At 66.8% G+C, this 15,141-nt stretch carries 19 protein-coding genes; 13 read left to right on the top strand and 6 right to left on the bottom strand.

Annotated elements, in window-relative coordinates; translation table 11 throughout:
* Positions 1 to 8 precede the first annotated feature (8 nt).
* Entirely contained in the window at positions 9 to 659 is a 651-nt protein-coding gene (locus tag QCE69_RS25415; protein WP_309924220.1) for a hypothetical protein, read from the bottom strand.
* 460 nt (positions 660 to 1,119) lie between these two features.
* On the opposite strand from QCE69_RS25415, the gene QCE69_RS25410 reads away from it, so the two are divergent.
* The 6 genes from QCE69_RS25410 to QCE69_RS25385 all read left to right on the top strand — a co-directional run bounded on the left by QCE69_RS25410 (position 1,120) and on the right by QCE69_RS25385 (position 6,086).
* Positions 1,120 to 1,380 carry a phosphopantetheine-binding protein gene (locus tag QCE69_RS25410; RefSeq protein WP_309907769.1) on the top strand — a complete coding sequence of 87 codons (261 nt, stop codon included), beginning with the start codon at positions 1,120 to 1,122 and terminating at the stop codon, positions 1,378 to 1,380.
* Positions 1,381 to 1,498: 118 nt separating this feature from the next.
* Positions 1,499 to 2,215: a 3-oxoacyl-ACP reductase FabG gene (fabG, locus tag QCE69_RS25405; protein ID WP_309933642.1), complete on the top strand. Its 717-nt coding sequence runs from the start codon at positions 1,499 to 1,501 to the stop codon at positions 2,213 to 2,215.
* 41 nt (positions 2,216 to 2,256) lie between these two features.
* Positions 2,257 to 3,585: an NAD(P)/FAD-dependent oxidoreductase gene (locus QCE69_RS25400; RefSeq protein WP_309933640.1), complete on the top strand. Its 1,329-nt coding sequence runs from the start codon at positions 2,257 to 2,259 to the stop codon at positions 3,583 to 3,585.
* Positions 3,582 to 4,439: a MipA/OmpV family protein gene (locus QCE69_RS25395; RefSeq protein ID WP_309933639.1), complete on the top strand. Its 858-nt coding sequence runs from the start codon at positions 3,582 to 3,584 to the stop codon at positions 4,437 to 4,439. Before QCE69_RS25400 ends, QCE69_RS25395 begins: the two co-directional genes overlap by 4 nt.
* Complete coding sequence (locus tag QCE69_RS25390; RefSeq protein WP_309933638.1) at positions 4,432 to 5,247, top strand: lysophospholipid acyltransferase family protein; 816 nt, start codon at positions 4,432 to 4,434, stop codon at positions 5,245 to 5,247. The genes QCE69_RS25395 and QCE69_RS25390 overlap by 8 nt, the downstream gene beginning before the upstream one ends.
* Before the next feature lie 62 nt (positions 5,248 to 5,309).
* Positions 5,310 to 6,086 carry a glycosyltransferase family 2 protein gene (locus tag QCE69_RS25385; protein ID WP_309924210.1) on the top strand — a complete coding sequence of 259 codons (777 nt, stop codon included), beginning with the start codon at positions 5,310 to 5,312 and terminating at the stop codon, positions 6,084 to 6,086.
* On the opposite strand, the gene QCE69_RS25380 is transcribed toward QCE69_RS25385, so the two are convergent.
* From QCE69_RS25380 to QCE69_RS25370, 3 genes are read right to left on the bottom strand one after another with little or no spacing between them, the layout of a single operon-like run.
* On the bottom strand, positions 6,087 to 7,454 hold the full coding sequence (locus QCE69_RS25380) for a HAMP domain-containing sensor histidine kinase (RefSeq protein ID WP_309933637.1): 1,368 nt from the start codon (positions 7,452 to 7,454) through the stop codon (positions 6,087 to 6,089).
* The gene (locus tag QCE69_RS25375; protein WP_309933636.1) at positions 7,451 to 8,191 is read right to left on the bottom strand and encodes a response regulator; all 741 of its coding nucleotides are present in this window, start codon (positions 8,189 to 8,191) and stop codon (positions 7,451 to 7,453) included. The genes QCE69_RS25380 and QCE69_RS25375 overlap by 4 nt, the downstream gene beginning before the upstream one ends.
* Positions 8,178 to 8,321 (bottom strand): hypothetical protein, encoded by a 144-nt coding sequence (locus QCE69_RS25370; RefSeq protein WP_309924204.1) that lies wholly within the window; start codon positions 8,319 to 8,321, stop codon positions 8,178 to 8,180. The genes QCE69_RS25375 and QCE69_RS25370 overlap by 14 nt, the downstream gene beginning before the upstream one ends.
* 327 nt (positions 8,322 to 8,648) lie before the next feature.
* On the opposite strand from QCE69_RS25370, the gene QCE69_RS25365 reads away from it, so the two are divergent.
* The 5 genes from QCE69_RS25365 to QCE69_RS25345 all read left to right on the top strand — a co-directional run bounded on the left by QCE69_RS25365 (position 8,649) and on the right by QCE69_RS25345 (position 12,956).
* Positions 8,649 to 8,921 carry a hypothetical protein gene (locus QCE69_RS25365; RefSeq protein ID WP_309933634.1) on the top strand — a complete coding sequence of 91 codons (273 nt, stop codon included), beginning with the start codon at positions 8,649 to 8,651 and terminating at the stop codon, positions 8,919 to 8,921.
* A gap of 44 nt (positions 8,922 to 8,965) precedes the next feature.
* Positions 8,966 to 9,385: an organic hydroperoxide resistance protein gene (locus QCE69_RS25360; protein WP_309933633.1), complete on the top strand. Its 420-nt coding sequence runs from the start codon at positions 8,966 to 8,968 to the stop codon at positions 9,383 to 9,385.
* Between the two features lie 70 nt (positions 9,386 to 9,455).
* On the top strand, positions 9,456 to 10,370 hold the full coding sequence (locus QCE69_RS25355) for a LysR family transcriptional regulator (RefSeq protein WP_309933631.1): 915 nt from the start codon (positions 9,456 to 9,458) through the stop codon (positions 10,368 to 10,370).
* Positions 10,371 to 10,503: 133 nt separating this feature from the next.
* Positions 10,504 to 11,724: a YbfB/YjiJ family MFS transporter gene (locus QCE69_RS25350; RefSeq protein WP_309933629.1), complete on the top strand. Its 1,221-nt coding sequence runs from the start codon at positions 10,504 to 10,506 to the stop codon at positions 11,722 to 11,724.
* Positions 11,721 to 12,956 (top strand): MFS transporter, encoded by a 1,236-nt coding sequence (locus QCE69_RS25345; RefSeq protein WP_309933627.1) that lies wholly within the window; start codon positions 11,721 to 11,723, stop codon positions 12,954 to 12,956. The genes QCE69_RS25350 and QCE69_RS25345 overlap by 4 nt, the downstream gene beginning before the upstream one ends.
* Positions 12,957 to 13,668: 712 nt before the next feature.
* Here QCE69_RS25345 and QCE69_RS25340 read toward each other — a convergent pair.
* On the bottom strand, positions 13,669 to 14,094 hold the full coding sequence (locus QCE69_RS25340) for a hypothetical protein (RefSeq protein WP_309933625.1): 426 nt from the start codon (positions 14,092 to 14,094) through the stop codon (positions 13,669 to 13,671).
* Between the two features lie 25 nt (positions 14,095 to 14,119).
* Between QCE69_RS25340 and QCE69_RS25335 the strand changes: the two genes are divergently transcribed.
* The gene (locus QCE69_RS25335) at positions 14,120 to 14,584 is read left to right on the top strand and encodes a hypothetical protein (protein WP_309933623.1); all 465 of its coding nucleotides are present in this window, start codon (positions 14,120 to 14,122) and stop codon (positions 14,582 to 14,584) included.
* Here QCE69_RS25335 and QCE69_RS25330 read toward each other — a convergent pair whose 3' ends face one another.
* A complete protein-coding gene (locus QCE69_RS25330; RefSeq protein WP_309933621.1) occupies positions 14,585 to 14,725 on the bottom strand; it encodes a hypothetical protein in 141 nt (46 codons plus the stop codon).
* A 32-nt stretch (positions 14,726 to 14,757) separates the two neighbouring features.
* On the opposite strand from QCE69_RS25330, the gene QCE69_RS25325 reads away from it, so the two are divergent.
* Positions 14,758 to 15,141 (top strand): hypothetical protein (locus QCE69_RS25325; RefSeq protein ID WP_309933620.1); only part of this gene is annotated, 384 nt, incomplete at its 3' end.

Below are 15,141 nucleotides of genomic sequence, written 5' to 3'. Positions count from 1 at the left end.
CGGCGGGATCATGGCGCGCCGCGGCGCATCTGCGTGGACTGCGAATACGCGCGGACGGCGTCCATGATGCTCGACGGCTTCATGCCCGGCAGCGCGATGCGCCTGCACGCATATTCGACGACGAACATCAGTCCGACGAGCGGCAGCGCGAGATAGTTCGCGAACGTCGACCACGTGACGATGGACGCACCCGCGAACAGCACCGTGGAGACCAGCGCCGTGGCGCTGAAGAACAGGGTCCACGCCAGCGTGACGCCGCGCGTGTAGCGCATCACGCGCGGCTCGATGCGGCCGTGGACGAGGGTGGCGAACTGGGTGCAGAGCGGCTCGCGACCGGCCGCGAGGGTGCGTCCGAAGGTCCAGGCGAGCGCGAGGTTGAAGCCCGCGTGCTCGATCCACAACCCCCAGCCGAAATGCTCGACGAGCGGCGCCCGTCCGAGCCACAGCACCACGCCGGCCAGCGCCCAGAGCGGCAGCAGCCAGGCGCGCGCCGAGGAACGCGCGGCGGCGTTCAAAAGGATCAGCGCGAGCGGCGCGAGGACCAGCGCCAGGCCGATGCCGTGCGCGCCCGGCGTGGACACCGCGTAATGCGCGGCGCACTGGTACGCGACGATGCCGGCGACGACGCCCGCCGCGCGCAGGACGCGGGCGGCCTTCACCGGCCGGACTCCGGAAGCAGATGCACCAACGGCTGCGAGCAGGCTCGCGGAAGAAAAAGAGTACGCACCATGAATTGCGGCTGCGGCGTTGTCGAAAACGCCCGTTTGTTGAACAAAAATGCGGCAGTCGCCTGCCTGACGCTTATTTTCTCGTGCGGGTGCGCGCCCGGTCTGTAACCGATTGTTCGATGCTCTTACAACCGTCGGACGGGCCGGATTCTACCCTACGGCCACCTGCGCCCGGCCCCGCGTGGAAATCACTGATTCTTCTCAGAAATTTCGCATAGGGGCCTGCCGTACGAGCGGTTACCTTTCCTACTAGGCGTCCCAAGGGGCTTCGTCTAGAATTTCGCGAACCGCAATTATCTCGAAATCAGGCCGCCGGAAGCGTGCGCAAGCGCGCGGGGCACTATCGCCGGGCGGCCTTTGGCGCGTTTTTTTGCGCCGCTCTGCAAATACGATGAACGAACTGGAAAGAGAGCTGGCCGAGCTGATCGTCGCCGATCTGAATCTCGAGGACGTCGATCCCAAGGCCGTATCGGCCGACACGCGTCTGTATGAAGAAGGTTTCGGGCTCGATTCCATCGACATCCTCGAGATCGCGCTGCTGATCTCGAAAAAATACGGGTTCGAGCTGCGCTCGGACAATCCCGACAACCAGAAGATTTTCGCCAGCCTGGGCGCGCTCGCGGCACACGTCGCGGCGCATCGCACGCGCTAGACCCCATAACGGCGCTCAGCCTCTTGGCTCGGGCGCCTTCACGCGGGTGAAATCCAGTGCCTCGAGACTGGACGGCGCAATCAACCAGCGGAGTGCAATCGATGACACAAGCCGAGCCATGCGCGCGCTCGTGACGGGCGGCAGCGGCGCCATCGGACAGGCCATCTGCCGGACCCTGGCCGCCGCGGGACACGAAGTCTGGGTGCACGCCAACGGCGGCGTCGAGCGGGCCGAAGCGTGCGTGGAGTCCATTCGCACGGCGGGCGGCACGGCGCACGCCATCGCCTTCGACGTCACCCATCCCGACGCCGCCCAGCACGCCATCGAACGCATCCTGACGGACGGGCCGGTGCAGATCCTGGTAAACAACGCCGGCATCCATGACGACGCGCCCATGGCCGGCATGACGCGCCAGCAATGGAAACGCGTCCTCGATGTCACGCTCGACGGCTTCTTCAACGTCACCCAGCCCCTGCTCCTGCCGATGATCCGCACACGCCACGGACGCATCGTCAATCTGTCGTCGGTGGCGGGGCTGATGGGCAATCGCGGACAGGTCAATTACGCCGCGGCGAAGGCCGGGCTGATCGGCGCGACGCGGGCGCTCGCGCAGGAACTGGCGTCGCGCGGCATCACGGTGAACGCGGTGGCGCCCGGCGTCATCGATTCGCCGATGCTCGGCGCGGCGTTTCCACCCGAGCGCATCAGGCAGCTGGTGCCGGCGCAGCGCGCGGGCACGGCGGAGGAAGTCGCGGGCATGGTCGCGTACCTGGTGTCGGACGCGGCGGCGTATGTCACCGGGCAAGTACTGTCGATCAATGGCGGGATCGCCTGAACCGGCGCATCTGCCGAAACGAGACAAAACAAGGAGCGTGGATGACTGAAGCGACGCAGGCCTGGGACGTGGCCGTGATCGGCGGCGGACCGGCCGGATCGACAGCGGCGACGCTGCTCGCCGGGCGCGGCTATCGCGTGCGCGTGCTGGAGAAGGCGCGGCATCCGCGCTTTCATATCGGCGAGTCGCTGTTGCCCGCGAACCTGCGCCTGTTCGAGCAACTCGGTGTGGCCGACGAGGTTCGCCGCATCGGCATGGTCAAGCTGGCGGCGGAATTCGTGTCGCCGCAACATGACGGGCGCATGCAGCGCTTCCTGTTCGCCGACGCCTGGGACAAGTCGATGCCGAGCGCCTATCAGGTGCGCCGCTCCGAACTCGACGAAATCCTGCTGCGCAACGCGGCCCGCCACGGCGCGGAAGTGAGCGAAGGGTGCCGCGCCCGCGAAGTCGTGTTCGCGGCGGACGGCGCGAGCGCAACCATCCACGCCGAGCACGATGACGGCCGCAGCGAGACGGTGCAGGCGCGTTTTGTCATCGATGCCTCGGGCCGCGACACGCTGCTCGCCAATCACTTCAAGACCAAGCGGCGCAACGAGCGGCACAATTCGTCGGCGCTCTATGCGCACTTCCGCCACGCGCAGCGCAACCCCGGCGAGAACGAAGGCAACATCACCGTGTTCTGGTTCGAGCACGGCTGGTTCTGGTTCATTCCGCTCGTGGACGGCACGACCAGCATCGGCGCGGTGGTGTGGCCCGCGTATCTCAGGCAGCGGCCGAAGGGCACTTCGGTGGAAGCGTTTTTCCGCGACACCATCGCGCTGTGCGCGCCGCTCGCGAAACGCCTGAAGGACGCCGAGCTCGTCAGCGAAGTCCACGCCACCGGCAATTATTCGTACACCGGCGAGATGACGCACGGGCCGAACTTCCTGCTGCTCGGCGATGCCTTCGCGTTCATCGACCCGGTGTTCTCCTCCGGCGTGATGCTGGCGATGCAAAGCGCCTTCGCGGGCGCGGAAGCCATCGACACGGCGCTGGCGCATCCGGCGCGCGCCCAGGCTGCGCTCGCGAAGTTCGACCGCGACGTGCGGCATGGCCCGCGCGAATTCTCGTGGTTCATCTATCGCATGACGTCGCCGACGATGCGCAATCTCTTCATGGGCCCGCGCAATCCGCTGCGCATGAAGGAGGCGCTGCTGTCGCTGCTGGCGGGCGACATCTTCGGCAAGACGCCGATCTGGCATTCGCTGCGCGCGTTCAAGGGCGTCTATTACGTGACGGCGGCGCTCGACTTTCGCAATTCGCTGCGTGCGTGGCGCATGCGGCGGCGCAACCTGAGCGAGGCGGAGCACATGGAGCGGCCGGCCAATTGATCACGCCGACCGTGTTCCGTCCAGCGCATCTCGCGTGGCTCGCGCTAGTCATGACGGCCTCCGCCGCAGCCGATGAAGCGCCGCCGCCTTCAAAGCCGCTCTGGGAAGTGGGCGTCGGCGCAGGCGTGGCCGCGTTTCCGCACTATCCCGGCTCGGACCAGACGCGCGCGTGGGTCTTTCCGTTTCCGTACATCGTCTATCGCGGCAAGTATCTGCGCGCCGATCGCGACGGCGTGCGCGGCCAGCTGCTCGACACCGATCGCGTGAACTTCAACATCAGCGTGCTCGGTTCGCTGCCCGTGTCGAGCCGCGACGACAACGCCCGCGCCGGCATGCCCGACCTGAAGCCGACCATCGAGGTCGGGCCTTCGGTGGAGGTGCATCTGTGGCGTTCGGCATCGCGCGACATGCAACTGGACCTGCGCATGCCGGTGCGGTTGGGCATCACGCTGGAGTCGTCGCCGAAGACGGTCGGCTGGCAGTTCACGCCGAACCTGAATCTCGATTTCACCGACGTCGGCCACGTCTCCGGGCTGCACGCGGCCGTGTTCGCCGGCCCGATGTTCGCCGACAGCAAGTACAGCGATCACTACTACACCGTCGCCCCGCAATACGCGACCGCCGCGCGTCCGGCCTTCCATGCGAGCGGCGGTTACGCCGGCTCGCAGGCGCTGGTGTCGATGTCGCGGCGCTTCAGCCGCTACTGGGTCGGCGCGTTCGTGCGCTATGCGAATCTCGCGGGCGCGCACTTCGACGACAGCCCGCTCGTGCGGCAGAAGAGCGTGCTGTCGGGCGGCATCGCGGTGGCATGGGTGTTCGGGCAGTCGTCGAAGATGGTGGCGAGCGATGAGTGACGCGCAGCGCAAGATCGGCGGCGCGGGCGAACGCATCACGGCGGGCGGCGGGCTCGAATACGCGTGGCAATGCGTGGCGTTCTACTTTGCGCTGCTGGTGCTGGCGCTCGTGTGTCTGACGTGGTGTCCGCTCGCGTGGCTGCTGCGGCGCGTGCTGTCTGCCGCTGACGGGCGGCGCGTCGGCCGCGCGGCGGTGCAGCGCGTCTGGCATCTGTATTTCGTGCTGCTGCGTTCGCTTGGCGCGTGCCGTTTCGATCTCTCGGCCCTCGATGCGCTCGCCGGCCAGCCGGCCATGATCCTCGCGCCGAACCATCCGTGCCTGCTCGATGCATTGCTGATCGCGTCGCGCGTGCCGGACACCTGCTGCGTGATGAAGGGCGATGTCGCGGGCAACGTGTTCCTCGGGCCGGGCGCGCTGCTCGCCGGCTATATCGTCAACGACTCGCCGGTCGGGCTGATTCGCGCGGCCGTCGGCGAATTGCAGCGCGGCAGTCCACTGCTGCTGTTTCCCGAAGGCACGCGCACCGGCGTCGGCTCGGGGTCCGTGAATCCGCTGAAGGGCGGCATTGCGCTGATTGCGGCGCGCGCGCAGGCGCCGGTGCAGACGCTCATCATCGAGACGGATTCGGGCTTTCTCGGCAAGGGCTGGCAGATCTTCCGCAAGCCCGCGCTGCCGATCACCTACCGCGTCACGCTCGGTCGCCGTTTCGCGCCGCCGGCACGCGATCACGCCGCGCTGCAAGGCTTCATCGCCGAATTGCAGCGCTTCTATGCCGGCGAACTGGACCCGCATCGTCCACGCAGCTGACGGGCGGGTTGTCCCACAGCCGTTAAAATTTGTCGCATCCCGTTCTGTTCGATTTCTTCTCAATGCTTTCGTCACGCGCATCGTCCACGCACCTCGTCCTCATTCCGAGCTACAACCCCGGTGTGAAAGTCGAGGAAACCGTGCGCGGCGCGCGCGAGCAGTGGAATCCGGTGTGGGTCGTCGTGGACGGCAGCACCGACGGCAGCGCCGAACGCCTGACGCAGATGGCCGAAGCCGATGCGGGCCTGCGCGTGATCGTGTTGCCGCACAACCGCGGCAAGGGCGCGGCGATTCTCGCAGGGCTGGAGGAAGCGGCGCGGCTGGGCTTCACTCACGCGCTGACGATGGACTCCGACGGCCAGCATCCCGCCGCGCTGATTCCGCAATTCATGGAAAGCTCGCGCGCCGCGCCGGACGCGATGATCCTCGGCCGTCCGCGCTTCGACGCGAGCGCGCCGCAACTGCGCGTGCAGGGCCGGCGCATATCGAACGGCTGGGCGAATCTGGAGACGCTGTGGATGGGCATCGGCGATTCGCTGTACGGCTTTCGCGTCTATCCGATCGCGCCGCTCGCCGCCGTGATGCGCTCGCAGCCGTTCATGCGCCGCTTCGACTTCGATCCCGAAGCGGTGGTGCGGCTGTGCTGGCGCGGTGTGCGCCCGATCAACCTGGACGCGCCGGTGCGTTATTTCACGGCGGAAGAGGGCGGCGTGTCGCACTTCCAGTATGGCCGTGACAACCTCCTGCTGACGTGGATGCACCTCAGGCTGCTGGCGGGCTTCGTGCTGCGGCTGCCGCTTCTGGCCGTCCGCAGACTCATGGCTCTCATGGGGCGATGACTACGCCGGCCTGAGCACCAGCCGCGCTTCCAGCCCGCCGCCTTCGCGCCGGTGCAGCGTCAGCGAGGCGTCCATCGCGAGCGTCAGCTGACGGGCGATCGCAAGTCCCAGTCCGGTGCCGCCCGTCTGCCGGTTGCGCGATTCCTCCAGCCGCACGAAGGGCTCGAATACGGCGGCGAGCGACTCCTCGGGAATCCCCGGCCCGCGATCCAGCACCGCGATGAACGCGCGGCCGTCGTCCTGCCGTCCGGTCTCGATCTCGGCGGCGCCCGAATACTTCAGCGCGTTATCGACGAGATTGCCCACCACGCGCTTGAGCGCCTGCGGCGGCGCCATCAGCGCGCCGCCGATGCTGCCGCGCAGCGTCACGTCCTGCCCGGCATCGCGATAGTCGTCGGCGATGCTCTCGAACAGCGCGTCCGGGTCGATGCGCCGCGGCGCTTCCTGGGTGCCATGCAGCGTGCGCGCGTAGGTCACGCCTTCCTTCACGAGCGATTCCATTTCCTGCAAGTCCTGGCGCAGGCGCGCGCCGGTGGCGTCGTCGTCCATCGTGTCGACGCGCAGCCGCATGCGCGTGATCGGCGTCTGCAGGTCGTGGGTGATGGCCGCGAGAATCTGCATGCGCTGGGTCATGTACATCGCGACGCGGTCCTGCATCGCGTTGAACGCTTTCGCTGCATGCGCCACTTCCTCCGGTCCGCTTTCCGGCAGGCGGCTGGCCTTGAGATCGGGGCCGAGGGTGTCGGCGGCGCGCGCGAGCTGCTTGAGGGGCCCGGTCGCGATGCGCACCGCGAGCCAGCAGCACGCGCCCAGCACGACGAGCTGCAGCAGCAGCACCAGCGGCAGCCAGTCGGACAGCGGCATGCCGACCATCGGCCGCATGTCGATGGTGAGCGGCGTGCCGTCCGAGAGCTTCAGATGCACCTGGAAGTGTTCCTTGCCGCCGGGCACGGCGTTCACGGTGGGCGGAACGTGCGTGCCGAGGCCCGCTGCGGCGCCCGCGACCATCGATTGCGCGAAGCGCGCCGAGAGCGGCGCGGCGGGCGGCGTGCCGCTCTCGCCCGGCCCGAGGACGAAGCTGTAGCTGCGTCGCGCGAGGCGTGGCAGCCATTGCGCGCGTTCGTCCGGCGGCAGGTGATCGAGCAGCGCGACCGACGTGGCCACCTCGCGCTCGACGTAGCCGACCATCATGTGGGTCATCGAGTCGTCGCGTTCGTGCATGGTCAGCAGAAACGAAAAGGTCTGCGCGAGCGCCAGCCCGACGACGAGAATCAGCGCGAGTCGCGCGAACAGCGTGCGCGGCCCGCGCAGCAGCGCCGCAGCCGGAGCGGCGGCGGCAGTCGTGGAAGCGGTGGATAGTGTGCTCATTCTGAGGGTCCGAGCGGTTTGACTTCGGCAGAAAACACATAGCCTTCGCTGCGCAGCGTCTTGATGTAACGCGGCTCGCGCGCGGTGTCGCGCAGCCGCTGGCGCACCCGCGACACGAGCAGGTCGATGCTGCGGTCGAAGGCGTCGGCCTGGCGTCCCTGCGTCAGGTTCAGCAGTTGATCGCGCGTCAGCACGCGTTGCGGATGATCGAGAAACACGCGCAGCAGCCGGTATTCCGCGCCGGACAGCGAGACCATCGTGCCTTCGGCGTCCAGCAGATGACGCGCGGTGGTATCGAGTTTCCAGTCGCCGAAGCCGAGCATCGAGCTCGATTCGCTCACTTCCATGCCGGGCGGCAGCATGCGCGTGCGGCGCAACACCGACTTGATGCGCGCCAGCAGCTCGCGCACCGCGAAGGGTTTGGGCAGGTAGTCGTCGGCGCCCATTTCGAGGCCGAGAATCCGGTCCGCTTCCTCGTTGCGCGCGGTGAGCATCAGCACCGGCACGTCGCGGAACTTGCCCGCGCGCAGTTCGCGGCACAGCACGAGACCGTCTTCGCCGGGCAGCATCAGGTCGAGCACGATCAGGTCCGGCGCGCCTTGCTCCAGCACTGTGCGCATCTGCCGGCCATTGGCGGCCAGCGACACGCGCATGCCGTTCTTCTCGAGATAGGACGCGAGCAGTTCGCGGATCCCGCGATCGTCGTCGACGATCAATACGTGGTCAGTGTTTTCCATCGATGGACCGTGGTCGTTGACGCCAGGATTGCATCCGGCCCGGATTGACGAGCAGGCACTGGACCGGATGGGCCAATTCGGTGGCGAGGCCGCCTGCGAGGAAGGCGAACATCGCGAGCAAGCGTTTCATGCGGGAAGCTCCGGCGGGTGACGCGTTGCTTGCGTCGATGAATGCGTTATAGCGCGTCCCGGCGGATGGTTTGTATCGCAGTGTATCCCGCATGCCGGGCGATACATAAGGTTGCCATCGCATGTCGCGGCGAACGGCAGCGCGCGCGCGGCCTTCGTATCTCACTGTATCTGCCGCGTGGCCGATACAAAACATTGCAGCGGACCCGCTTGCCGGACACATGCCGGATACCTCCGGGCATTCAAATGCATCCACCGACGGCGCAGCAGGCACTTTCAGCCGACGCACCCGTCATCACTAATCACTCTCTCGTATGGAGCACCGATCATGATCAAGCACTTCGTTACCGCCGCCATCATCGCCGCCAGCGCGGCCGCCGCCGGTTCCGCCTTCGCCAGCAGCGGCTACGGCCCCGCGCCGCACTACGACCCGCTGGCCGGCGCGCCCGCCTCGCAGCGCGGCGTCAGCGTGCAGACCCTCGCGCAGGAAGCCGCAGCCGCGCCGGCCGAGGCCTACGGCGGCATGGACGACACCCGCTCGCAATCCGGCGCGCGCGCCGTGGCGGTCAGCGACACCGCCCGGCTGTTCGCTCATCACTAAACCATTCAGTTAAATCAGTCATCAACAGAGGACAAGGATTAATCATGACCACCCAGATCGATACCGTGCTGTACACCGGCAAGACCCGCGTCGTCGGCGGCCGCGAAGGCCATGCGCGCAGCACCGACGGCCGTCTCGACGTGAAGCTCTCGCCGCCGGGCTCGACCGGACCGGGCACGAATCCGGAACAGATGCTGGCCGCGGGCTGGTCGGCGTGCTTCATCGGCGCGATGGGCAAGGCCGCCGCGAAACTGACAACGCGCCTTCCCGCCGGGACGGCCGTCGACGCGGAAGTGGATCTCGGCATGAACGGCGATGCCTATCTGCTGCGTGCGCGCCTGAACGTGAGCCTGCCGGGCATCGAGCGCGCGCTGGCCGAAGAGATCGCGCAGATGGCGCATCAGACCTGTCCGTATTCGAAGGCGCTGAAGAGCAATATCGACGTGACGATCACCGTGGTCTGACGCGGCCCGGAAGGGGCGCCAGCGTTAGACTGGGCGCTTCTCGAGACGACCCGGCGCCGCCGATCCCCCAATGGACCGAATCGACGCGATGAAAGTCTTCATCGCCACGCTGGACGAAGGCAGCCTGGCGGGCGCGGGACGGCGGCTCGGCCGCTCGCCCGCCGCCGTGAGCCGGGCGATTGCGTTCCTGGAGGAGCACACGGGCACGGCGCTGCTGCATCGCACGACGCGCACCATCAAGCTGTCCGACGCCGGCGAGCGCTATGCCGCCGCGTGCCGCCGGATCCTCACCGATCTCGAGGAAGCCGATCTCCTGATCGCCCACGAACGCTCCGCGCCGCGCGGCCTGTTGACGCTGACCGCGCCGGTCGCGGCGGGCGAAGATCTGCTGCGCCCCATGCTCGACGACTTCATCGCGCGCTTTCCGGCGGTTTCCGTGCGGCTGCAACTGCTGGACCGGCCGGTGAGCCTGATCGACGAGGGCATCGATATCGCGCTGCGCATCGGGCATCTGCCGGACTCGACCCTGGTGGCGGTGCCAGTGGGCGAGGTGCGGCGCGTCGTGGCGGCGTCGCCGCGCTATCTGGCGAAGCATCCGCCGATTCTCCAGCCCGCCGATCTCGCCCGCCACAAGATTGTCTCGATGACCCATTTCGGCCTGGATTCGTGGAGCTTTCCAACCTCGGGCGGCGCGGCGATTCCGCAAGTCGTGCAATTCGCGCCGCGTTTCATCGTCAATACGGTGCGGGCGGCGATTGCTTCGGCGGTGGATGGGCACGGCCTCGTGCGGCTGTTCTCGTATCACGTCGCGAAGGAAGTGCGCGATGCGTCGCTGCAGATCGTGCTCGATGATCGCGAGCACGCGCCGTTGCCCGTACATCTGCTCACACCGCACGGACGCCTTGCCGTGCCGAAGGTGCGCGCATTCGTCGATTTCGCGACACCGCGCCTGCGCCGCGAATTCAAGCGGCTGCGACTGGATTGATTTCCATGTGATTCAACCGCCGCTCGGAAGAGTGTCTTCCATTGAGTGCTGATTCTCTCGACATCCGGTTGAAACTATATTGACTCCATGGGCAGGATGCGTAGACCGCGTTCGCCGCAGTCGTGGAGGCGGTATGAGTGATGCAGTTTTCAATCGGACGGAACGCAGCACGTTTCAGGTGTGGCGCGGCGTGCTGGCCGGCGCGAGTGCGAGTCTGGTGGGCATCGGGCTGGCGCGTTTTGCGTACACGCCGCTGTTGCCGGCGATCATCGGCGCGCAGTGGTTTCCGGCCTCGACGGCCGCCTATCTCGGCGCGGCCAATCTCGGCGGCTATCTCGCCGGCGCATTGATGGCGGGCGTCTTCGCCCGCCACGCGCGCGCCGCGACGGTGCTGCGCGCGATGATGGTGCTCGCCACGCTGGCATTCGTCGCCTGCGCGATCCCGCTGTCGTTCGTATGGTTCTTCGCGTGGCGCTTTCTCTCGGGCATCGCGGGCGGCGCGCTGATGGTGCTCGCCGCGCCGACGATCATCGCGCACGTCGCGCCCGCGCGGCGCGGCTTTGCGAGCGGGGCGATCTTCACGGGCATCGGGCTGGGCATCGCGGCCTCGGGCACGATCGTGCCGTTGCTGTTGCGGCATGGACTCACGGCGACGTGGCTCGGGCTCGCGGTGGTGTCGCTGCTGCTGACCGTTGTCGCGTGGCGGGGCTGGCCTGCGCAGGATGCACCCGCTCATGTGACTCATGTGACTCAAGCAGCGCCGCGCCGTCACGCGAAGGCCACGCGGCCGACCGCGTTGCGCGCGCTCTTCGCCGAATACGCGCTGAACGCGGCCGGTCTGGTGCCGCACATGATTTTCCTGGTGGATTTCGTCGCGCGCGGTCTCGGCAAGGGTGTCGATGCCGGCGCCGAGTTCTGGGTGCTGTACGGCATCGGCGCGATTGCCGGGCCGTTGCTGGCCGGTCATCTCGCCGATCGCGCCGGCTTCGGGCCGGCACTGCGCGTGGCTTATCTGCTGCAGGCCTTGGCCGTCGCGATTCCCGCGCTGACCTCGAACACGGCGCTGCTGATGGTGTCGAGCGTGATGGTCGGCGCGTTCACGCCGGGCATCGTGCCGCTCGTGCTGGGGCGGGTCAACGAACTGCTCGCGCATCATCCGGCGGAGCAGAAGGGCGCGTGGCGCACCGCGACGACGTCCTTCGCCATCCTGCAGGCGCTCGCGGCGTACGGCATGTCGTTTCTCTTTGCGAACAGCGGCGGCGACTACCGCGTGCTGTTCGGCATCGGCGCGGGGGCGCTCGTGATGGCGCTCGCCATCGACCTGTTCGCGGCGACACGGGGAGAAACGCGATGAGCCAGATCATGTCAGCGGCCGTGCCGCCGACTGGCTACGCCGAACGCAACGCCGGCTACTGGCGGCGCAATCTCGCGGTTTGCGTGTTCGGTTCGTTCACGACGCTCGTCAGTCTCAGCATGCTGCTGCCGTTCCTGCCACTCTACGTACGGCAGCTGGGCGTCGAGTCGCAGGCGGGTGTGATCCAGTGGTCAGGCGTCGCGTTCAGCGCGACCTTTCTCGGCACCGCCGTCACCGCGCCGCTCTGGGGCCGGCTCGCCGACCGCTACGGCCGCAAGCCGATGCTCGTGCGCGCCGCCATCGGCATGGCGGTGGTGATGTCGCTGATCGGCGTCGCGCATTCGGTGTATGAGCTCGTGGCGCTGCGGCTGCTGGCGGGGTTGATCGGCGGCTATGCGTCGGCCTCGACGGTGCTGATCGGCACGCAGGCCCCGCGCGAACGTGCGGGCTGGGCGCTCGGGATCCTCTCGACGGGCGCGCTCGCCGGCAATCTCGCCGGGCCGCTGGTGGGCGGGTTCCTGCCTGGGCTGATCGGCATACGCGGGACCTTCTTCGCGGGCGCGGGGATGATCGCGGTGGCCGCGCTGCTGAGCATCGTGTTCGTCAGGGAGGACTTCCATCCCGGCGATGCCAAGCGCCGCGGCGCGCGCCATGTTGCCGAATCGGCCCGGCGCACGAATTACGCGGTGGTCGCCGCGCTGCTCGCGACGGCGATGATGGTGCTGCTCGCCAACATGTCGATCGAGCCGATCATCACGGTGTACATCAGCGGTCTCGGCGTGGCGGGCGATCACGTGACGCGCATCGCGGGCCTCGTGATGGCGTGCTCGGCGCTTGGCAGCATGTTGACGGCGGCGCGGCTGGGCGCGCTGGCGGATCGTATCGGCAGCTGGAACGTGATCGTCGGCTGTCTCGTGCTGACGGGTTTCGCGATGCTGCCGCAAGCCTTTGTGCACCACTGGTGGCAGCTCGCCGGACTGCGGGTGGTAATGGGCATGACGCTGGCGGGACTGCTGCCGTCCATCGCCAAGCTCGCGCGCAGTGCCGTCGATGAGAACAGCAGCGGCACGCTGCTCGGATATCTGCAATCCGCGCAGTTCAGCGGACAGGTGATCGGGCCGGTGATCGGCGGGCAGATCGGCGTGATGCTCGGCCTGCATTCGGTGTTTTTTGTGACGGGCAGTTTGTTGATCGCGTGCGCGGGGCTTGCGGGGTGGGCGCGCACGCGGTGAGGTTCGGCGCCCGGGTGGGCGCGTCTGGGAAGGTTAGTCGCTCTGGGTGGAGGACGTATCGACGGAGTTTGTGTCCGGTTGTGAAGCGGTGGGGGCTTCCGGAGCTTCCTTGGCCGGAGCGTCGCTGTTCACAGCCGTGGTGTCGGGCTGTTTGGCAGGGTCGGCTGCGGCGGGCGTTTGCTCAGCGGAGGGCAGGGCTTCCGGCTGTTGCTGCTGTGTCGGAGTTTGTGTTGGCTGTTGCTCCTGTTGATCCTGTTGATCCTGTTGCGACGGAGTCTGTGTTGCCGGCTGCTGCTGTTGTCTCGGAGCTTGTGCCGTCGGTTGCTGTTGCGTCGGAGCCGGTGCCAACTGCAACTGCGTTGGAGTCTGCGCCTGTGCGCTGGCGAGCTGTGGTGCCGCGGCGCCCGGCTGCTGCCATGTCGCATAGTTCGCGTGGTTCTGCGGCGTCAGCGCCTGCCCATGAATATTCGACTCGTTGCCGTTGGCGTCGACCGAGTAGTTGTCATGCCGGCTTGATTCGCCTTCGTTACGTCGCGGCCGTCGTTCTTGAAGTTGGAAACCGTCAACGTCCCCCCCAGACCCTCGTCGTGATCGTAGCCGATCAAATGCGTGGGCTTGCCGCTGCTGTCAAAGCTGTCCTGTCTCGCTTCATGGCCATTTTCGTTGAACGAGTAAATGGTGTGACTGCCGTCAGGCCGTGTAACCAAGCGGTTCAATTCGCGGCCGCTTTGCGGATCGAAATAACTCTGCGTGGTCGCTTAAACGGCGGCAAGGCGGTCTGCTGATCGGGTGTTGTCTGCCGCTGCGCTGCGGTTTGCATGGCTGTCGCCGGTTGCTGCTGGAGCGCGGTCTGCGGGGTCATCGCCGGCTGCTGCCCGGCGTTCTGTGAGGCATCGTCCATGGGTTGCTGAGCCGGAGGCTCGGGAGCCTGGGCCGTCTGTTGCTGAGTTGCTGCCTGAGGTGAAGGCGCGGCCTCCGATTGCGTATCGGCTCCGTTTTCCGGCGTGTCAGCCTCGGATCGCCACTTCAAATAATCCCGAAATTCATTCGCCGTCAATGGCCGGCTTTGAATATTCGTTTCCTTGCCATCCTTGCCGACTTCATAAGTGATCAACGCGTTCTGCCCCAGCTTGGACACCGTGCGACTGCCGTCGGGATGGAACTTGACCTTGGTAAGCGTGCCGCCCCCGGCCTTCGCCGGGATCGAAACCCGTCGACTGGAGGGGTTTGCGCAAGGCGTCGTATTCGTGCAGCGAGCCGACGTTGCCGCGGCCGTTATAGTCCTCAACGCTGTAACCGCCGTCGGGTTTTTGAGTGACGCGGTTCAGGTTCTGATGACTTTGAGGATCGAGATAGTCGGTGGTGGTTTGCTGAGGATAGGGGCTCTGACCAACGCGCATGGCATTCTCCTGTTCGAGGAAGTTGAGGAAATGGGATGCGTGCCGCCGCCACCGGCAACACGGCCGCACGACGCGCCGCCATCACAGTGTCGGTTTGGAACGATGGGCCCGGGCGTGATCGCGGCATTGGTTGGGGTAGTGGCAAGGGCCATCAAGAAGCTGTCGGAACTGTCCCCGGGAATGCAGCGCATCTGCTTCACTTCATCAATTTCACAATTCAGACTTTAATCATTCCGTTGAAGGGCTGGATGCAGGAGGCTTGATAGCTTCGATCAACGAGGCTTCGGGCGCATGATGCAGACAGGGCACCTTATCCATCTGGTTGACCATTGCCGGATCGATCTCAAGCTGAGCATGGCGGAAATCCATGTTCAGCAGCCAATCGGCAGGGAAGAAGTCTGATGGGCATGCCGGCGGTCACGCACCTGACGCCCGTCGTCGGCGTGGACGTGCATCTGATTCAGACGCCCGCGGGCGTCGTCTTGCCGCTGCCGCATCCGCACGTGGGCTTCGTGCTCGATCCGATGGAATACCTGTCGACGCTGCCGGAAGGTGTCGGCAGCATGGTGTCGACGGGCATGATGGCGATGAGTGCGGGAGCCATCGTCAAGCTGGGGATGCGCAGTGTGAGCGCGGCGGCGGTCGCGGCGGGCGCGATGGCCGCTGCGGTGACTGCCGGCGTTGGCGGTGGTCCGATCTGGATCAATGGCCTGATGCGCTCGACCGCCGGCACGCAGACCATGCATATGCCCGGCCTGCATTTTCCAATTGGCGGCGTGTTCACC

It is taken from the genome of Caballeronia sp. LZ032 (assembly GCF_031451315.1).
In the GTDB taxonomy this organism is placed as follows: domain Bacteria; phylum Pseudomonadota; class Gammaproteobacteria; order Burkholderiales; family Burkholderiaceae; genus Caballeronia.
Note: the sequence above shows the minus strand (reverse complement) of the source record. Positions and strands in the feature narration are given on the sequence as shown.